At 74.4% G+C, this 17,718-nt stretch carries 8 protein-coding genes and 1 pseudogene; 2 read left to right on the top strand and 7 right to left on the bottom strand.

The window, feature by feature from the left end:
• Window positions 1–70 precede the first annotated feature (70 nt).
• Window positions 71–1,288 carry a 4-hydroxybenzoate 3-monooxygenase gene (locus IH80_RS0120280; protein WP_199819284.1) on the bottom strand — a complete coding sequence of 406 codons (1,218 nt, stop codon included), beginning with the start codon at window positions 1,286–1,288 and terminating at the stop codon, window positions 71–73.
• A 214-nt stretch (window positions 1,289–1,502) separates the two neighbouring features.
• Here IH80_RS0120280 and IH80_RS0120275 point away from each other — a divergent pair.
• Window positions 1,503–2,429, top strand: a pseudogene (locus tag IH80_RS0120275) (amidase family protein); the annotation flags it as partial.
• Window positions 2,430–2,480: 51 nt separating this feature from the next.
• Here IH80_RS0120275 and IH80_RS0120270 read toward each other — a convergent pair.
• Window positions 2,481–4,388, bottom strand: a complete 1,908-nt coding sequence (locus tag IH80_RS0120270; protein ID WP_030962242.1) for an FHA domain-containing protein — start codon at window positions 4,386–4,388, stop codon at window positions 2,481–2,483.
• Window positions 4,389–4,555: 167 nt separating this feature from the next.
• Here IH80_RS0120270 and IH80_RS0120265 point away from each other — a divergent pair, with 167 nt between their 5' ends.
• Window positions 4,556–6,088, top strand: a complete 1,533-nt coding sequence (locus tag IH80_RS0120265) for a serine/threonine-protein kinase (RefSeq protein WP_078906655.1) — start codon at window positions 4,556–4,558, stop codon at window positions 6,086–6,088.
• On the opposite strand, the gene IH80_RS0120260 is transcribed toward IH80_RS0120265, so the two are convergent.
• The 5 genes from IH80_RS0120260 to IH80_RS0120240 all read right to left on the bottom strand — a co-directional run bounded on the left by IH80_RS0120260 (window position 6,072) and on the right by IH80_RS0120240 (window position 17,593).
• Window positions 6,072–7,370, bottom strand: coding sequence for an NAD(P)/FAD-dependent oxidoreductase (locus tag IH80_RS0120260; RefSeq protein WP_051809600.1), 1,299 nt, complete (start codon window positions 7,368–7,370; stop codon window positions 6,072–6,074). The genes IH80_RS0120265 and IH80_RS0120260 overlap by 17 nt on opposite strands.
• Window positions 7,371–7,560: 190 nt before the next feature.
• Window positions 7,561–10,560 (bottom strand): condensation domain-containing protein, encoded by a 3,000-nt coding sequence (locus IH80_RS0120255; RefSeq protein ID WP_030962238.1) that lies wholly within the window; start codon window positions 10,558–10,560, stop codon window positions 7,561–7,563.
• Complete coding sequence (locus IH80_RS0120250) at window positions 10,550–12,439, bottom strand: non-ribosomal peptide synthetase (protein ID WP_234432305.1); 1,890 nt, start codon at window positions 12,437–12,439, stop codon at window positions 10,550–10,552. Before IH80_RS0120250 ends, IH80_RS0120255 begins: the two co-directional genes overlap by 11 nt.
• A 1-nt stretch (window position 12,440) precedes the next feature.
• Window positions 12,441–14,357 (bottom strand): non-ribosomal peptide synthetase, encoded by a 1,917-nt coding sequence (locus IH80_RS0120245; protein ID WP_234432304.1) that lies wholly within the window; start codon window positions 14,355–14,357, stop codon window positions 12,441–12,443.
• Window positions 14,357–17,593 (bottom strand): non-ribosomal peptide synthetase, encoded by a 3,237-nt coding sequence (locus IH80_RS0120240; protein ID WP_030962235.1) that lies wholly within the window; start codon window positions 17,591–17,593, stop codon window positions 14,357–14,359. The genes IH80_RS0120245 and IH80_RS0120240 overlap by 1 nt, the downstream gene beginning before the upstream one ends.
• Window positions 17,594–17,718: the final 125 nt, after the last annotated feature.

The following is a 17,718-nucleotide window of genomic DNA, read 5'->3' as shown; positions in this document are numbered from 1 at the left end:
GGGCGTGTCAGGGCCCAGGCATGGCAGGGCGGAGGGTAGGACGAACAAGGGGTGCTGCGGGGGGGGGCGGTCACACGCCGACGTAGTTCTCGGCGAACCACTCCTGGTGGATGCGCGAGGTGCGCAGCGAATTGAGCCGCGAACGCTGCAGCGCGGCGAGGAAGAACGATCCGGCACCGTGGTCGCGGTCGGATGTCGCGTGCAGCAGGCCGGTCATCCACCCGGTGAACTCCTGCGCACGCCAGATGTGCGCCAGGCATCGGTCCGAGTAGGTGTCGAGTCCCGTGGTGTCCCCCCGGGCGAGGGCGCCGGTCAGGGCTTCCGCCAGGATCTCGGCCTCCAGCACGGCGAGGTTGGCGCCCTTCGCGGCGGCCGGGGCGAGCAGGCTCGCCGCGTCGCCCGCCAGGAAGAGCGAGCCGTGACGCAGCGGTTCGACGACGTCGCAGGTCAGGTCGAAGACCGCGCGTTCCAGGAGTCCGCCCCGGCGCAGCGGCCCGTGGTCCTCGGCACGCATGCGGACGTCGAGTTCGTCCCAGATCCGTTGCTCGGACCAGTGGTCGGCGGGCGTGCCGCGCTGCCACTGCAGGTAGTAGCGGGTGACGTCCCTGGTGCGGGCCATGTGTCCGGCGAAGCCTCGGGCATGGATGGCGTATCCGACGGCGTCGAGGCTCGGCGGGGCTTCGGCGAGCAGGCCGAGCCAGGTCACGCCGTGGTCGTGATGGTGGTGGCGGACGGTGCCCGGTGGCAGTGAGCGGCGGGCCGCCCCGTGCCTGCCGTCACAGCCGGCGACGTAGCGGGCGCTCCACCGGGCGGGGCGGCCGTCGGGCTCGCGCGTCGTGACGTACGGCTGCGCGCCGTCCGCGTCCCGCACGACGACCGCCTCGGCGTGGAAGCGGATGCGGCCGCCGATGTCGAGGTAGTGGGTCAGGAGGTCCGTGACGAGGTTCTGCTGCGGGTAGACGTGGTGGTGTCCGCCGTCGCCGAGGGCCCCGTAGTCGAGGCGGAACCGGCCGTCCTCCGTGCGGAATTCGCACGTGCCGTGGCGGCTGCCCCTGCTGTGCAGGCCCTCGGCGAGGCCGTGACGGTCCAGGATCCGCACGGTGTTCGGGGCGAGGAACCCGGCTCGGGTCCGGGTCTGCACATGGGTGCGGGAGGCACGTTCCAGGATGACGCAGTCGATTCCGGCGGTGTGCAACAGGACGCCGAGGACGAGCCCGGCGGGGCCTGCACCGAGGACGACCACATCGGCCGACTCACGTAACGTGTGAGCGTCGTTACTTTCCGTCATAGCGGGTGAAGCATAAGCACGCCAAGATCCACGAACCTACCCGAGCCATCCGAAGGCGGGAATAGAGTGACAATCCGCGTGGGCTCCGCTGCCCGCTGACGACGGGGCCGGGACCTGGTGCCGACACCCCTCCCGTGGTGCGCTCCAGGCGTACGGGGGCACGCGCGCTCTCCCCTCACGCCCCAGCGTGTGCCCGTCCGTTCGGCCTACGAGGGCACACGGCCCGCAGGACGGCCACCGAGCAGCCGGACATCACGCCCGAAGCCGCCTGCCGGTCGACCTCGCCGTCGTCGGCCCGATGGCGCGCACCGCCCGCCACCTCACGCTCCTGCTCGACGTCACGGCCGGGCCGGACCCGCTGGCGCTCGGCGTGGCGCACGACCTGCGGCTGCCGGCCGCACGTCACCGGCAGCTGAGCGTTTTCCGGGTCCTGGTCCTCGACGGGCATCCGCTCCTTCCGACCGGGTCCGCCGGGCGGCCCGGCGTGCACCGGGTGGCCGACGCACTGGCCGACGGCGGCGCCCGCGTCGAACGGCACACCACGCTGCTGCCCGACCTGGCCGAAGCCGCCACGCCCTCCCCGCAGTTGCTGCTCCGGGGTACCGCTGCGCGGCTTCCCGTCGACGCCTACGAGCAGATACGGGCCCTCGCCGCCGGGCTGGGCGCGGACGACCGGAGCCGCGGCGCGGCGCGGCTGCACGGGATGGTGTTCAGCCACAGCTACTGGATCGTGGCGAACGACCGTCGCGAGCTCCACCGTCACGGCTGGCGGCAGCCCTTCGCCGAGTTCGACGCCGTGGGGTGCCCGGTCACGCCGACCCCGGCGTTCCCGCACGACCACAACCCGGATCTGCCGGAACGCCGGATCGACATCGACGGCGTCGCGTATCCGTACCTCGACCATCTGGTCTGGGCCGGTCCGGCCACCATGCCCGGCCTGTCCGCCACCGCCGTACCGGCGGGCCGGTCCCCCGACGGCCTGCCGGTGGGAGTGCAACTCACCGGCCCGGTGTTCGAGGACCGCACCCCGCTGCGGCTGGCCGAACTGCTCGAACCGAGGATCGGCGGCTGCCAGGCCCCGCAACAGGTCGCACCACCAACCTGGATCCACACCAGGGGCCCCCTGGCCCGGTCTCCTTGACTTCACGCACGTGCGGTCCGGTCAAGGGGCCGACACCCGTCGAGGGGAGCGCTAGGCCTGCGGCAGCAGGAGGCTTCGGGGGTCGGCCGGGCGGGGGACGTAGACCGGGGAGTCCGACTGGTAGAAGAGGTCGATGTCGGCCTCCTCTCCCCCGACGATCAGCGTGTCCCAGGCGCCGCTCTCCCGCAGGGTGCGGAGGGTTGCGGGGGCGATCCTGGCCAGGTGGGCGCGGAGTTCCCCGTCCGTGGGCAGGCCGGGCAGCCGCGGCGCCAGGCGGTCGCGGATCTCTGCCATGCGGTCGAGCAGCACGTCCAGGTCGCTCCCGTCCGCGGTACCGGCCGTGCCGCCGGGCTCCGCGCTGCGCGCGATGATGTCCCTGACGGCGCGGGTGACGCCCTGGTCGTCGGTGGTGACCATGGCGTTCCATGCCCGGCTCTTGTGCCGGTACTGGAGCATGGACATGGCTGCCTCGTGACGGATGAAGTCGGCGTCCCGCAGCGGTCTTCCCCGCCAGGCCCGACTGAGCGTACGGGCCAGCGAAGTGGCCGAGGCGAGGCCGCTGTTAAGGCCCCGGCCGGGCCAGAAGTGGATGGCGTTGGCCGCGTCGCCGAGCAGGAAGCCGTAGGTGCCGGGAGTGGTCGCCGTCGGCCGGTGGAGCTGCGCGGTGAACCGCGGGCGCTGCACCATGTCGAGGCGGAACGACGTGATCGCCGTCAGGTCCTCCTCGGCCACGCCGAACAGGCTGAGGCCTTGACGGATCTCCTTCCAGAGCGGGGAACTGCGCAGCAGGGCGGGGAGGAAGAGGGTGCCGTGAGTGGGGCAGCGGAACTCGCCTTCCTCCTCCTGCCGGCTCATCAGGCAGGGTCGGGACGCGATGCACTCCTCGAAGACGTGGCGGACCGGGTCGATGCCGATGACGTTCCGGGCCTCCTCCCGGGTCAGTCTCATGTTCAGGAAGCCCTCGCCGCGCAGCGAGTTCAGCAGGAAGCGGTTCTGCGACACCGTGAGCAGCACGCTCATCGGGTCCGGAAGGCTCGAGCTGACCCGAAGTCCCAGCACGACGTCCTGGAGGTGCTCGCCGTCAAGGGAGTAGATGGAGGCGTCGGCCGCGCCGAAGCGGTCGGCGTAGTGCTCGCGGGTGCGGGAGCGGCCGCCTTCGCAGACGACCAGGACGTGCTCCTGGGTGATCCGGTTCTGCTGCTCCGCGGCGTCGAACCGCCGGGGGACGAGCCGGATCGCCGGTCTCCGGTTCGCGAGGTCCAGGAGCCGGTCCTCGATGTGGGCGATCCGGATGTTGCGGGGCGGGTGGCCGTCGACGGAGTCCGGACCGACGGGCCACATCTCGCTGTAGGCGCCTGCATCGTCGAACAACGCGGCGTTGACCTCCTCGGAGAGGGCGAGGTACTGCCGGCTCTGGACGGTCACCACCTGCATGCGACGGACGTTGCCCTGGGTCTCGTCCTTCCAGACGACAGCGCTGCCCCTCCTGGTCCAGCGCCCGTCGTAGACGGTGATGGCGGTCCGGCCGGGCAGCATCTCGTCGAGCGCCAGGGCGAAGGCGAGGCCCACCGGGCCTCCGCCGGTGACGGTGACCCGCAGGGTGCCGGGGTCGGCGGTGCCGGCCCGGGGGAGGTCCACGAGGGAGAGGTCCATGACCGTCTCCATGGAGTCCTGCCCCTCATAGAGGAACGTTTCATCACCGATCCGGATGCAGTCGTTCGGCCGCAGGACGTGCCGGGTGACGCGCTGGTCGTTGACGTACGTGCCGTTGCGGCTGCCCCGGTCGTGGAGCACGAAACCGGCGTCCTCCGCGAGGATCTCGGCGTGCAGCCGGGAGGCGCTCGGGCTGACGATCACGACGCCGCTGTCGCTCTTGCGCCCGAAACTGAGGGGCTCGCCGCCCAGGACCACGCTCTGCCCGGCGAACGGACCCGTGCGCCCAACGATGACCGAAGGCACTTCACACCCCTTGAAAACGATGACGCCGATTGCTCGTACGCCGTCAACACGCCATCGAGAACGTGTTCGGTTCAACCGTTTTCGAGAATCTTTGAGTCCCCCTGAACCGGCTCCTGAGGCCGTACGTGATGTTCGCGTCGGCCGGCGATACGAGGGAGACCGCCCCCATGCACAACGAAGAGTCCGAGACCCTGGCGGAGACCGCCTTCGCGGCGACCACCGCGACGTCCGGCGCGGGCACCGCCGCGGCACCCGCGGGGACGGCAGCGGGGGCGGCCGGCGCGGACGTGCTGATCGCGGGCCGCTACCGGCTGCTGTCGCGGCTCGGCGAGGGCGGCATGGGCACCGTGTGGCGGGCTCATGACGAGATCCTGCACCGGGAGGTCGCCGTCAAGGAGGTACGGGCCCCGGCCGGTCTGGGGTCCGACGACGTCACACGGATGTACGGCAGGCTGGAGCGGGAGGCGTGGGCGGCGGCCCGGATACACGACCGCAGCGTGATCACGGTCCACGACGTGGTCGTGGCGGACGACCGGCCGTGGATCGTGATGGAACTGATCCGCGGCCAGTCGCTGGCCGACCTGCTGCGGGCCGGAGGCCCCCTCCCCCCGCGGCAGGCCGCGCGCATCGGCGCGGAGGTGCTGGGCGCGCTGCGTGCCGCGCACGCCGCCGGGGTGGAACACCGGGACGTGAAACCGGCGAACGTGCTGCTCTCCGACGACGGACGGGTGGTGCTGAGCGACTTCGGGATCGCGATGGTGGAGGGCAGCACCGCCCTGACCATGACGGGCGAGGTGGTCGGCTCCCCCGAGTACCTGCCGCCGGAACGGGCGCTGGGCCGCTCCTCGGGTCCCGAGTCGGACCTGTGGTCCCTCGGCGTGCTGCTGTACGCGGCCGTGGAGGGGATCTCCCCGTTCCGGCACGACACTGCGCTGAGCACCCTGCGGGCCGTGGTGGAACAGGAACCGCCGACACCGACCCGCGCCGGCCCGCTCAGCCCGGTCATCTCCGGACTGCTCCGCAAGGAGCCTGCGGAGCGGACCCCCGCCGCCGAAGTCGCAGCAGCTCTGGGGGACATCGCTGGCGGCACGGACGTCACCGCCGCGGACTCCCGCCAGCCGACCGGCGAGGAGAGCGGCCCTGCTGTGGGGCTCCGGCCCGAGGGCGCGAGCACCGCTACGGCTGCGTCCCCGGCCGGGCGGCCCGCAGGGCGCCGCGCTGCCCCCGCCCCGCCGCGCAGGCAGCGGGCGGCGGCGTTCGTCGCGGTCGGCGCGGCCGCCTGCCTGTTGATCGCCGGCGGGCTCGCCTACGCCTTCGCCGGCAACGGCGACGACGGCGCGGGCAGCCCGGGCGGTACGGGTGGTTCGGGCGTACGGGTGTCGGTGGCGGGGACGAACACGGCCTACACCGGCAGTTGCCCGATCCCGGAGGGCCGGGCCCCGGCGTTCACGGCGACCTTCACCGCCACCGAGCCGACGCTGATCTCCTACCGCTGGGTGTCCGGCGACGGCTCGGTGGTCGACCCCCGATGGCGCACCCTGTCGATCGGGGACAAGGCCAACCCCACCGGCCGCGACACCATCCGGCTGACGGCGTACGCGAAGACGGGCACCCTGACCACCGGGATGGCCGTGGAACTCCAGAGCCCGAGCCGCGCCCTCTCCCATCCCGTCCCCTTCTCGATCACCTGTACCGGCTGACGCCCGCTCCCTCGGCTCCCCCCGGGCGGCGCAGCTCGCGCAGCTCGTGCAGGACCTCACGGGCCGCCCGCGCGCCGGAGGCCAGCGCACCCTGGACGGAACCGGTGGCACGGTGGTCGCCGCACACGTACCGGCCCGGCGCCACCCGCGTGGTACGGGTCAGCGGATGCGGTGGCGGCATGGCGGGCAGCGCGTCCTCGATGGTGCGCACGGTGAGCAGGTCCCAGCCGTCCGTGCCGGTCCCGTACGCCTCGCCGAGCGCGGCCCGGAGCTCGCGCTCCCGGCCCTGCCCGTCCCGGCCGAGCACCGAGGTGGCGACGAGGGTGTGGCCGGGCGGGGCGTAGGCGGGCACGACGTCGCTGAGGACACAGGTGTTGAGGAAGCGGCGGCGGGTGTCCACCAGCAGGGTCGGCTCGCCGAGGGGCGATCGCGGAGCGACGTGGTAGTACGTCGTCACGATCCGGTAGGCGGGCAGGGTGACCTCGGGCAGCAGCATCGAGACGGGCCCCGGTCCGGTGGCGACCACGACGGCGCGCGCGGGGATCTCCACTCCCGCTGCCGTCAGCACGCCGTCGTCCGTGAGCCCGGTCACCGGAGTCTCCAGCCGTACGGCACCTTCGGGCAGGCCGGCCGCGAGGGCCCGCGGGACCGCCCCGATGCCCTCGGTCGGCAGGCAGATGGTTCCGCGCAGCATGCTCCGCCAGACCATGTGGAACACCCGGGCGGAAGTCTCCAGTTCGTCCTCCAGGAAGACCCCTGACACGAAGGGCCGGAAGAACCTCTCGACGAACTCTTCGGAGATCCCCGCGTCGGCGAAGGCGGTGCGGGCGGTGGTGTCGGGGCGCCGTTTGAGCCGGCCGGGGGGCAGCAGCATGTCGCGGGCGGACAGCAGGCCGAGGGCGGCCACGTCACGCGGGCCGGCAAGGCGGCCCGAAAGCAGTTCGGGCAGCGCGCGCGGTCGGCGGGTGGGATCGCTGAAGCTGAGTCTGCCGGTGGGAGTGTGGACGAGGAAGCCCGGCGTGAAGGGCCTCAGCCGAAGTTCTTTCAGGTCGAACCTGCGCCGGACCTGGGGGTAGGCCGTGTTGAACACCTGGAACCCGCGGTCCACGACGAAGCCCCCGGTCCGGTCCGAACGCATCCGGCCGCCGACCGCGTCGCCCGCCTCCACCACCCGTACGCTCACGCCGGCCGCGGCGAGATCCCGGGCACACGCCAGCCCGGCGACACCCGCCCCGACGACCAGCACGTCGGTCCCGTCCGTCACGTCCGAGGATGCGGACATACGACCACCTCTCACCTGTCCGTGCGGCGTGTGCCGCCCGTCCACTGTGTTCCGCGTATCCCCCCGACGCGGATGCGACACCACCCCGACGGCCCGACCGCCGCCCGTCCGGACCCGCGCCGAGACGGTTCGGGCACCCCCGCGAGGGGGTGCCCGAACCTTTCGTACGGCGGGTCCGGCGCGCGGCGGGTCAGCCGGTGGGGGCCATGGCGGCGGTCATCTCCGCCAGTACGGTCCGCCGGTCCTCGCCCGGGCGGGGCCGCAGGGGGCGGGCCAGGCGGCGGCTGTCGTAGTGCCAGCGGTGGTCCAGGTCCCGGGGGACCGTTCCCGTCTCCCGGAAGTCCGCTTCGGTGCCCAGGAGTTCCGTGAGGTCCTGGGCGAGGTCGCGCCAGGACACGTGGCCGCTGCACGCGTTGGCGACGCCGTGAACGGGCCGGTCCAGGCACTCGGCCACGGCACGGGCCAGGGCGGCCGCGTGCACCCAGGCAGCTCCGTACCAGGCGTGTCCCCCGGTTCCGGGACGTGGCAGTTCGATCGGCCGGCCCTCGCGTGCGGCCCGGTAGAGCGTGCCGATGGCACCCCAGCGCAGTTGTTCGCGCAGCCGGTCGTGCGCACCCCAGACGATCGGTGACCGCACGGCGCTCGCGCCCCCGCGTCCCCCGGTGCCCGCGGCGCGCAGCACCATGGCCTCGCAGTCGAGCTTGGCCTTCCCGTAGGGGCTGACCGGCTCGTGCGGCGCCGACTCCTCGGCGACCCGGTCCGTACCGGGGTGGCCGTAGGCGTCGACGCTGCTGACGAAGACGAACGGTCCGCGCCGCCAGGCGTCGACCATGGCCCGCGTCGCCGCCAGGTCCACGTCGTGCCGGGTGAAGGTGCAGGCGGCGTGCACGACCGCGTCCGCCTGCGCGACGGCGTCCCGGAGCCCGTCCGGGTCGGAGAGGTCGCCCTCGATGACGTCGACGCCCTCGACGGCGATCAGATGGGCGGACTCGGGCCGGGCCAGCGCCAGTACGGGACGCCCCTGTGCGGCGAGTTCACGTACGACGAAGGCCCCGACGCCCCCCGTCGCACCGGTGACCAGCACCGTGCCCGGGCGGACGTCCCGGGAGCGGGGGGCCGGCCTGCTCGCGGCCTTCGCGGCGCTCTGCCGTGCCGCCCGTTCGCCGAGGAGGGCGGTCAGTGCCCGCGGTGTGCGGGCCTGGAGCACGTCGAGTCCCGTGAGCGGCAGCCCGAGGTCCGTGCGCAGCCGTTCGGCGAGCTGAACCGCCTTGAGGGAGTGGCCGCCGAGGGCGAAGAAGTCGTCGTCCGGCATCGGGAGGAGGCCGAGCACGGCGGTGAAGGCCTCCGTGACCGCTGCGGCCCGGGGGTCGGCAGGAGTGCTCGGCGCGGACGGCGCGGACGGCCCGGGCAGCCGCGCGGGATCGAGCCGGCCGGCGGCCGTACGCGGCAGGGCGTCGAGCACCGTGACGGCGGCGGGTACGGCCTCGGGCGCGAGCGACCGGCGCAGCAGCCCCAGCAGTTCCTGACCGGACGGGCCGACGCTGTCGCGCAGCACGGCGTAGGCGACGGCCGGCCCCTGCCCGGGCCGGACCACCTCGGCGTCGACGACCTCCGGATGGGCGCGCAGGGCCTGCGCGGCCGGGTGGCCGCCGTCTTCCGGTGCGGAGCCGCCCCGGGGGGCGGCGTCGTGCTCCGGGCCGGGGAGGGGCAGCTCGCCCAGGGCCAGTTCCGGGTCGGCCGCCACCGCCTGGAGCAGCGCCGCGTAGTCGCGTACGGCCGCCTCCGCGACGGTGTCGTCCAGTGTGTTCGCGTCGTACTGGACGAGTGCGCGCGGCTGCTCGGCGTCGTCCAGTGCCAGACCGTACGACAGGGTGAACTTCGCGCCGTCCGAGGGCACGTCGACGTACTCGGCCGACGTGCCGGGGAGCCGGAGCACCGTCGGCTCGCCGAGGACGTCGGAGGTGACGCGGACCAGCGCGGTGCCGTCGGCGCCGCGTGCGCCGGCGCCGAGGCGTTCGAGGACCAGGTCGAAGGGGACGTGCCGGTGGCGCTGGGCTTCCAGGAGGGCCTCGTTCACGCGTCGCAGCAGCGCCGCGAAGGTCGGGGAACCGGAGACGTCCACGCGTACCGGCAGGGTGTTGACGCACAGGCCGACCAGAGCGCGCATGGCGGTTCCGCTGCGGTGGGTGCCGGCCACGCCGATGACGAGGTCCTCGTCGCCGGTGAGGCGGTGCAGTGCGACGAAGGCCGCGGTGAGGGTCACCGCGAAGAGCGTGGCGTGCCGCTGCGCGCCGAACGCCCGCAGGGCGTCGGGCACGGCCGGTGCGAGCGGCACGGTGTGCACGGCCGCGGGCCGCACTGCCGTCTGCGGCGCGTCCGCAGCCCGGCGGGGCAGGCGTGGCGGGGCGGCGTCGGCCAGCAGGTCGCTCCAGCGCTTCAGGTCCGTCTCGAAGCCCGGCAGGCCGTCGTGCTCGCGGCGCGCGTGGTCGGCGTACTGCGGGGCCTCGGCGAGGGCCGGCGGGGTCGCCGCGCCGGTGGCGGACGCGTAGAGCACGGCCAGTTCGGCGGCCACCGTCTCCAGGGACGCGCCGTCCATGGCGATGTGGTGGAACGTCAGCAGCAGGGTGTGGTCCTGCGGCCCGTGCCGCAGGACGAGGGCCCGTACGGCGTCTCCGGCCGCGAGGTCGAACGGCCGGGCGCTCTCGCGCCGCAGCAGTGCGGGGGCCTGCGCCGGGTCGGAGTCGACGACGTGCACGGGGACCGTCCGCGGCGTCGGGAGCACTTCCTGGTAGGGCTCGCCCTCGTGCTCCGCGTAGCGGGTGCGGAGGATGGAGTGGCGGGCCACCAGGGACGTGAGGGCGGTGGCGAGAGCGGCCACGTCGAACGGGCCGCGCAGCCGGGTGGCGAACGGTACGTGGTACGAGTCGCCCGCGCCGCCGAGCCGTTCCATCAGCCACATGCGGCGCTGGGCGCGGGACAGCGGGACCCTTCCTGCCTCCGGCCCGGTTCCTGCCTCCGGCCCGCTTCCTGCCTCGGGGACGCTTCCCGCCTCGGCGGCGGTGGCGCTCTCCGGGGCGGCGGCGGGCCCGGCCGCCGTGCGCCGGGCCGTTCCGGCGCGGGCCCGGCGCAGCAGTTCCCGCTGGAGTTGCTGACGGTCCTCGTGGGCCGCGGAGTCGGCGTCAGTGGGCATCGCTGTGCTCCGGTGTCTCGGGGTGGAGGTCTCGGTGGGCGTCGAGGAGGGCGCGTTCGACCAGCGCGGCCTGGGCGGCCACGGTCGGCGCGGCGAAGAAGTCGGCGAGGGCGATCTCCACGCCGAGTTCCTCGCGCAGGTCCTCGGTGACGACGAGGGCGAGCAGGGAATGGCCGCCGAGGAGGAGGAACTCGGAGTCGGCGCGGGTCACCTCGGTGCCCAGTGCCCGGCTCCACACCTCGGCCACGGCCTGCTCCAGGGGAGTCATCTCCATCGGCTCGTCGGCGGGGCCGCTCTCGGCGGTGCGTACGCGTCCGGTGAGAGCACGCCGGTCGACCTTGCCTGCCGGGGTGAGGGGAAGCCGTTCCAGCACGGTGACCGCGTCGGGCACCAGGTGGGCGGGCAGGACCGCGGCCAGCCGCTCGCGCAGCGCCGCTCCGGTGGGCACCGGGCCGGGCGCGGCGACGACGAACGCGACGAGGCGTGCCTCGGGGGTACCGGCGCCGTCGACGGTCACGGCGGCGTCGTCCACGTCCGGCTGCTCACGGAGGGCGTGTTCGACCTCGGCGGGTTCGATGCGGAAGCCGCGCACCTTCACCTGGTCGTCGTTGCGCCCGTGGAACTGCAGGATGCCGTCGGCGCGGAGGGAGACGATGTCGCCCGTACGATAGAGCCGCCCGCCGACGGCGGGATGCTCGACGAACCGTTCGGCGGTGAGTTCGGGCAGGCCCGTGTACCCGTGGGCGAGCCTGCTGCCGCCGATCCACAGCTCGCCGCGCCCGCCCTCGGCGACCGGACGGCCGGCGGCGTCGAGGACGTGCGCCGTGGCCCCGGCGATGGGCCGGCCGATCGGTACCGGCCCTTCGCAGTCCTGCACCGTGACCCGGTGGGCGGTCGCGAAGGTGGTCGTCTCGGTCGGTCCGTAGCCGTTGACGAGCTCCAGCCAGGGGAAGGCGGTGAGCACCTCGCGGGCCTGTGCGGCGGCCATCGCCTCGCCGCCCACGACGACCGAGCGGAGCTGGGCGAAGACACGGGAGCGGCGCGCGGCGAGCTGGTGGAAGAGGGCGGTGGTGAAGAACGCCACCGTCACGCCGTGCCGTTCGACGTGCCGGGCGAGGTCCTCCAGGGAGGGCCGCTGCTCGGTGCAGACGACGACCGCGGCACCGCCCGCGAGCGCGACCCAGACCTCGAACGTCGAGGCGTCGAAGGTCATGGGCGAGTGGAACAGGACCCGGTCGCGGGCCGTGAGGGTGACGTAGTCGGGCGCGGTGACCAGCTCGGCGATGGCGCCGTGCGGCACGAGGACACCCTTGGGGCGGCCCGTGGAGCCGGAGGTGAACATGATGAACGCCGGGCTGTCCGGGTCGGACTCGTCGACCGGACGGCCGCTCGTGAGCGGCTCCTCGGGCAGGGTGAGCACGGGGCCGGGGAGAGTGGCGGCGTCCAGCAGCTTCGCGTCGCCGAGGGTGAGCGTCACGCCCGCGTCGGCGATCATCGCCTCGGTGCGCGGCCTGGGTTGGGCCGGATCGAGGGGCACGCACACGGCGCCGGCCAGCCACAGCCCGAGCTGCGCCACGACGGTCCGGTACGAGCGCGCCGTCAGCAGCGCCACCCGGTCGCCGCGGACGACCTCGTGTTCGCGCAGGCGGGCGGCGAGGGCGTGGCCGGCCTGGATGAGCCGGCCGTAGGTGAGGGTCGTGTCGCCGTCGACGACGGCGAGGGCGTCGGGGGTGAGCTCGGCCTGCCGGGCGACGAGCGCCGGCAGGGTGGTCGCCCTGCCGGGGGTCGTGCCGGGCGCGGTCGCGACGGGCGCGGTCATGTGCGGCACGGTCGTGTCCGGCGCGGTCGTGTCCGGCGCGGTCATGTGGGGCGCGGTCATGTCAGGCTCCTTCCGGGCGCGGGGTCCGGCGCTGTTCGACGAGGGCGGCGAAGGTGCGCAGGTCGGGGCTGCGCAGCAGCTCGGGGGCGCGCAGGCGTACACCGGTCTCCGCTTCGACGGCGGCCAGCAGCCGGGCGGCGATGATGGAAGTGCCGCCGGCGTCGGTGAAGTTGTCGCCCAGTCCGGTGCCGGGCCGGCCGAGGAGGTCTCGCACGGTCGTCAGCACGAGCCGCTCGGTGGGCGTGGCGCCGGCGTCGGTGCCGGCCGGGGCACCCGCGGTGCCGGGCCGGTGCGTCTCCGGGTCCTCGGACCGGGCCAGGGCCGCGAGGGCCGGCCGGTCCACCTTGCCGTTGGCGTCGAGCGGGAAGCCGTCGACGATCCGTATTCCGGCGGGGACGGCCTGCTCGGGGAGCCAGGCGCGGACCGCGTCGAGGAGTTCGCCGGGCGCCGGGTCGGCGCCGTCGGCGGCCCGTACGTGTGCGACCAGGCGGCCGTGGCCGGAGCTGTCGCGCAGCACGGTGACGACGGCGGTGCGCACGCGCGGGTCCTGCTCGAAGGCGGCTTCCACCTCGACCGGTTCGATCCGCACTCCGCTGATCTTCACCTGGTCGTCGAGGCGGCCGAGGAAGTCGAGGCTGTCGTCCGCGTTCATCCGTACCCGGTCACCGGTGCGGTACAGGCGGTCGACCGCGGGGAGTTCCGCTTCCTGCGGGGGCGCCGTGAATCGGCGGGCGGTGAGTTCCGGGTCGAGGTAGCCGAGCGCCAGGCAGTGGCCGCCGACGCGCAGTTCGCCTTCCTGTCCCCGGGCGACGGGGCGGCCTTCCTCGTCCGTGACGACGAGGGTGACACCGGGCAGCGCGGTGCCGATGGGGGGCGGGGCCTGGTCGCCGGCCTCCGGGTCGGTGCCGCGCATGGTGTGGGCGGTGGCGAGGACGGTGGCCTCGGCAGGGCCGTAGGCGTTGTGGACGGTGGCGGTGACGTCGGCGCCGGGCCGGCGGCGCATGCGGTCGCCGCCGACGACGAGGTGACGCAGCTCCAGGCCCTGCGGCCACGGCCGGTCCAGGAGCGGTTCGACGGTGGGAGTGGCCGCCACGGCGTGTGTGAGGGCGGTGTTACGCCACCAGTCGGTGAGGACGCGCGAGTCCCAGCGGGTGTCGTCCGGAGCGGGGACGAGGGCGGCTCCCGAGGTCAGGGCGGCCCACAGTTCCAGCAGGTGCGGGTCGAACGCGACGCCGATGAGCAGCGACTGCCGGTCGCCGGGGGCGAGGCCGGTCTCGGCCCGGTACCAGTCCAGGGCGACGGAGAGCGAGGGCTCGGCCACGGCCACGGCCTTGGGGCGGCCGGTGGAGCCGGAGGTGAGGACGGCGTACAGGGAGCCCTCGGGCGCGCGCCGGGTGCCGCGGGCGGCGTCGGTGAAGGCCGCTACCGCGGTGGCGGGGGCGTTGACGCCCTCGGTGGGCAGCGGCAGCGGGGCGTGCTCCCCGCCGCGGTGTGCCCCGGGCAGGACACCGGGGTCGCCGATGAGGCAGGCAACGTCGAGGTCCTCGGTGACGGCCTGGGTGCGGCGCTCGCCGGGGCGGGGGCCGAGCGGCAGGTAGACGGCGCCGATCCGGGCGAGGGCTACGGCGGTCACCACCAGGGCGGCGGAGCGGTCGAGACAGACGCCGACGAGGTCGCCGGGCCGGACGCGGTCGCCGAGGGCGGCCGCGACCCGCACGGCCGCCGCGTCGAGGTCCTGGTACGTCCAGGTCCGGGTGGAGTCGATCACCGCCGGGGCCTGCGGGGCTCGCCGGGCCCAGTCCTCGAAGCGGGCGAGCACCCGGGTCGGTTCGGCGGAGGGGCCGTGCGCGATGCTCGGCGCGGCAGCACTGTCGAGGGGCATGGTGGGAAGGACCACTTCGGTCGGGGACTGGATCATCACGACTCCGTGGAGGGCGAGGCGGCGGCGAGGGCAGTGGTGGTGGCGGCGAGGGCGTCGGCCTGGTCGGCGAGCACCGGGTTGCGGAAGAGCACCTTCAGCGGCGGGCGCGTGCCCAGCCGGGGCTCCAGCCAGGCGGCCAGTTCGGCGGCCAGCAGGGAGTGGCCCCCGCTGTGGAAGAAGTGGGAGCGGGCGTCGAACCGGCTGTGGCCGAGGACCTTGCGCCAGCCTTCGGTGAGGAGGGCCGTCATCGGATCGACGGGCGCGGCGGCGGGCGTCGGCTCGTGCTCGGTGCCGGTGTCTGCGCGGGACGCGGCTCCGGAGCGGGACGCGGCCTCGTGCCCGGACGCGGACCCGGGCGTCGCGGTGTCCTCGGGGTCCAGTGCCGCCGCTCGGCGGGACAGCGCCACACGGTCGGGCTTTCCGCCGGCGAGGGTCGGCATGCTGTCCAGGGGTGCCCACCGGGCGGGCACGAGGGGGGCGGGCAGGCGGCGGCTCAGCTCGGCGTGGAGTGCCTTCTCGTCGAAGGCCGGGCCGTCGGCTCCGTCCTCGGCGCATTCGAGGAAGCCGACGAGCCGGGGCCCGCCCGCGCTCTGCCGGTCCAGGACGACCGCGCAGGAGCGGCCGCCCAGCGCCGCGGACGCCGCCGCCTCGATCTCCTCCAGTTCGATGCGGTGACCGCGCAGCTTGATCTGGTTGTCGCGCCGCCCGAGGAAGTAGAGCAGCCCGTCGAGCCCGCGGTATCCGAGGTCGCCGGTGAGGTAGACGCGCTCTCCGTCGAGCGCGTCGACGGTGACGAACCGGGCGGCGGTCGCGTCCGCGTTGCCGGGGTAGCCCTCGGCGAGGCCGGGCCCCGCGACGGCGAGTTCACCGACCGCCCCGGTCGGCAGCGGGCGGTGGTGGTCGTCCAGTACGTGGACCCGCTCGCCCGGGAGCTCGGTGCCCAGGGGAATCTCGGCGCCCTCCGCGAGGTCGTCGCGGGAGATCTCGTGGACGGTGGAGCTGATGGCCGCCTCCGTGACGCCGTACACGTTGAGCACGGTGGCGTCGGTGTCGGCGAGGACGCCGCTCAGCGCCTCCGCGGGAAGGCGTTCACCGCCGAGGACCAGGAGCCTGGGCGTCCAGCTCTCATCGCGCAGTGCGGGGCGCAGGTCCTCGCGGGTGGCGAGGAAGTAGCTGGTGGGCAGGTTGGCGACGGTCACCCGGGCGGCTGCGAGCAGCTCGGCGAGTTCCGCGCCCGTGGGCACCTCGTGCTCGGGCAGGACCAGGCACGCACCGGCGTGCAGGGTCGGCAGCACCTCCTCCAGCGCCACGTCGAAGGACGGCTGGGCGAACATCAGCACCCGGTCGGAGGTGGTGAGGCCGAACCGGTCGGCGGTCGCCGTCATGTGGTGCACCAGGGCGGCGGGGCCGACGGCGACCGGCTTGGGCGTGCCGGTGGAGCCGGAGGTGTGGATGACGTACGCGGTGCCGGGCAGTACGGCGCCGTCGCGCGCGGGGGGCAGTACCGGGGCGTCGATCCGGGCGGTCGGCAGTCCTTCCGGCAGGTCCGGGGTGCCGTCACCGGTCAGGACCAGCGCCGGGGCGAGCCGCTCCAGCAGCAGGCCGAGCCGGGCCGGCGGGTCGGACGGGGACAGCGGGCAGTGGACGGCGCCGGTCCGCAGGCACGCGAGCAGGGCGACGACCGAGTCGGTGCCCCGGGGCAGGACCGTGGCCACCGGCCGGCCGGCCGTCACGCCTGCGGCCTTGAGCCGCGCGGCGAGCGCGCCGACGCGCTCGTCGAGTTCGCCGTAGGTGAGGCGGCGGGCGCCGCACAGCAGGGCGGGCAGCGACGGGTGGTGCGCGGCCACCGGGTCCAGCGGATCGCGGTCGGCCGGGACGGGCGGGGCCTCGGCGGCCGGCTCGACGGCGGTCGGGGCGAGGTCGGCCAGTGGCGTGACGGGGCTGTCGAGATAGGCGCGCAGCAGGTCGAGGAAGCGGCCGGCGACGAGGCGGGCCACGTCCTCGCCGAAGAGGTCCGTGTCGTAGTCCCAGACCAGCGTCATGCCGGGCGCGCCGTGGCGCGTGGTGACGCCGCGCCGGTCGTCCGGGAGCAGGACCACGTCGAGGTCGAAGCGGGTGGTGCCGGTGTTGAAGCCTTCGAAGAGGGTGATGTCGAGGCCGGGAACGTCGATCTCGGGCAGCGGTGCGTCGTGGGCGCTGAACATGACCGAGAAGAGCGGGTTGTCGGCGCCGGAGGTGTGCATGCCCAGGGCCCGGGTCAGCTCCTGGACGGGCACGTCCTGGTGCGGCAGGGCCCGGATGAGGGTGTCGGTGACCTCGTCCATGGTGTCCTGGGCGGGGGCGGCGGCGTCCAGGGCGAGCGGCAGCGGGATGGTGTTGACGAACATGCCCACGGCGTCCTCGTATCCGAGGGGGCGGTTGCCGACGGCGGTGCCGATGACCATGCGGGAGCGGCCGCTGTGGCGGCGCAGGAGCTCGGCGAAGAGCCCGAGGAGCGTGGCGAAGGGCGTGAGGCCGCGCGTACGGGCGTGCCCGCGCAGGCGTTCGGCGAGATCGGCACCGATCGTCTGGCGCAGCTGTCCGCCGTGGTGCCTGCGGCGGGCACCGGGGCGGGTCAGGCCCGGGAGCGGCAGGTCGTGCTGCTGGTCGCGGAGTTCGGCCCGCCAGAAGTCGAGCGACTCGGGGGCGTACGCGGCTGCGGCCCGCTCCCGGACGTGGTCCGCGTAGGACGAGGCGGGCGGGAGCTCCAGGGTCTCGCCGAGGACGTGGGCGCGGTAGACGCGGAAGACGTCGTCGAGCAGGATCGCGAAGGAGTGTCCGTCGTGGATCAGGTGGTGCTCGACGTGGACGAGCCGGTGGTGGCGCTCGGCCAGTCGCACGAGGGTCCAGCGGATGAGCGGTGCCTCGAAGGTGTCGAGCGGGGTCTCGGCCTCGGTGCGCAGGAGAAGCGCGAAGGCGGCCTCCGGGTCCTCTTCCGTGCTGAGGTCGACGGTGTGCAGCCTCGGTGCGCACTGCGGTGCGACCCGCTGCGCCGGTACGGATCCGCTGGTGGCGACGAGTTCGAGGCGCAGGCCGGGGTGGCGTGCCAAGGTGGCGGCGAGGCCCCGGTGCAGTGCCTCGGTGTCGAGCGTGCCCCACAGGTCGAGTGATGCGGTGAAGTTGTAGGCGCGACTGCCGGGCTGCATCTGCTCGTGCAGCCAGACGATCTCCTGCGAGGAGGAGAGGGGAAACATGGGCGATCCCTGAGGTTGTCGGGTCGGTCTCCGGTGCCGGTCACGGTCGTGTCCGGGGGTGGTGCGGGCGGCCCCGCGGGTCGCGCGGTGCCGTTTTCTGCGTGGGGGGATTGCCGTGGGGGGGC

It is taken from the genome of Streptomyces sp. NRRL S-378, assembly GCF_000720645.1.
In the GTDB taxonomy this organism is placed as follows: Bacteria; Actinomycetota; Actinomycetes; order Streptomycetales; family Streptomycetaceae; genus Streptomyces.
This window is presented reverse-complemented; position numbering and strand designations above follow the sequence as displayed.

Excerpts from the sequence above, each read along its gene's own strand:
- IH80_RS0120280 (WP_199819284.1), bottom strand. The coding sequence starts at position 1,288 with ATGACGGAAAGTAACGACGCTCACACGTTACGTGAGTCGGCCGATGTG.
- IH80_RS0120265 (WP_078906655.1), top strand. The coding sequence starts at position 4,556 with ATGCACAACGAAGAGTCCGAGACCCTGGCGGAGACCGCCTTCGCGGCG.
- IH80_RS0120260 (WP_051809600.1), bottom strand. The coding sequence starts at position 7,370 with ATGTCCGCATCCTCGGACGTGACGGACGGGACCGACGTGCTGGTCGTC.
- IH80_RS0120255 (WP_030962238.1), bottom strand. The coding sequence starts at position 10,560 with ATGCCCACTGACGCCGACTCCGCGGCCCACGAGGACCGTCAGCAACTC.
- IH80_RS0120250 (WP_234432305.1), bottom strand. The coding sequence starts at position 12,439 with ATGACCGCGCCCCACATGACCGCGCCGGACACGACCGCGCCGGACACG.
- IH80_RS0120245 (WP_234432304.1), bottom strand. The coding sequence starts at position 14,357 with ATGATCCAGTCCCCGACCGAAGTGGTCCTTCCCACCATGCCCCTCGAC.
- IH80_RS0120240 (WP_030962235.1), bottom strand. The coding sequence starts at position 17,593 with ATGTTTCCCCTCTCCTCCTCGCAGGAGATCGTCTGGCTGCACGAGCAG.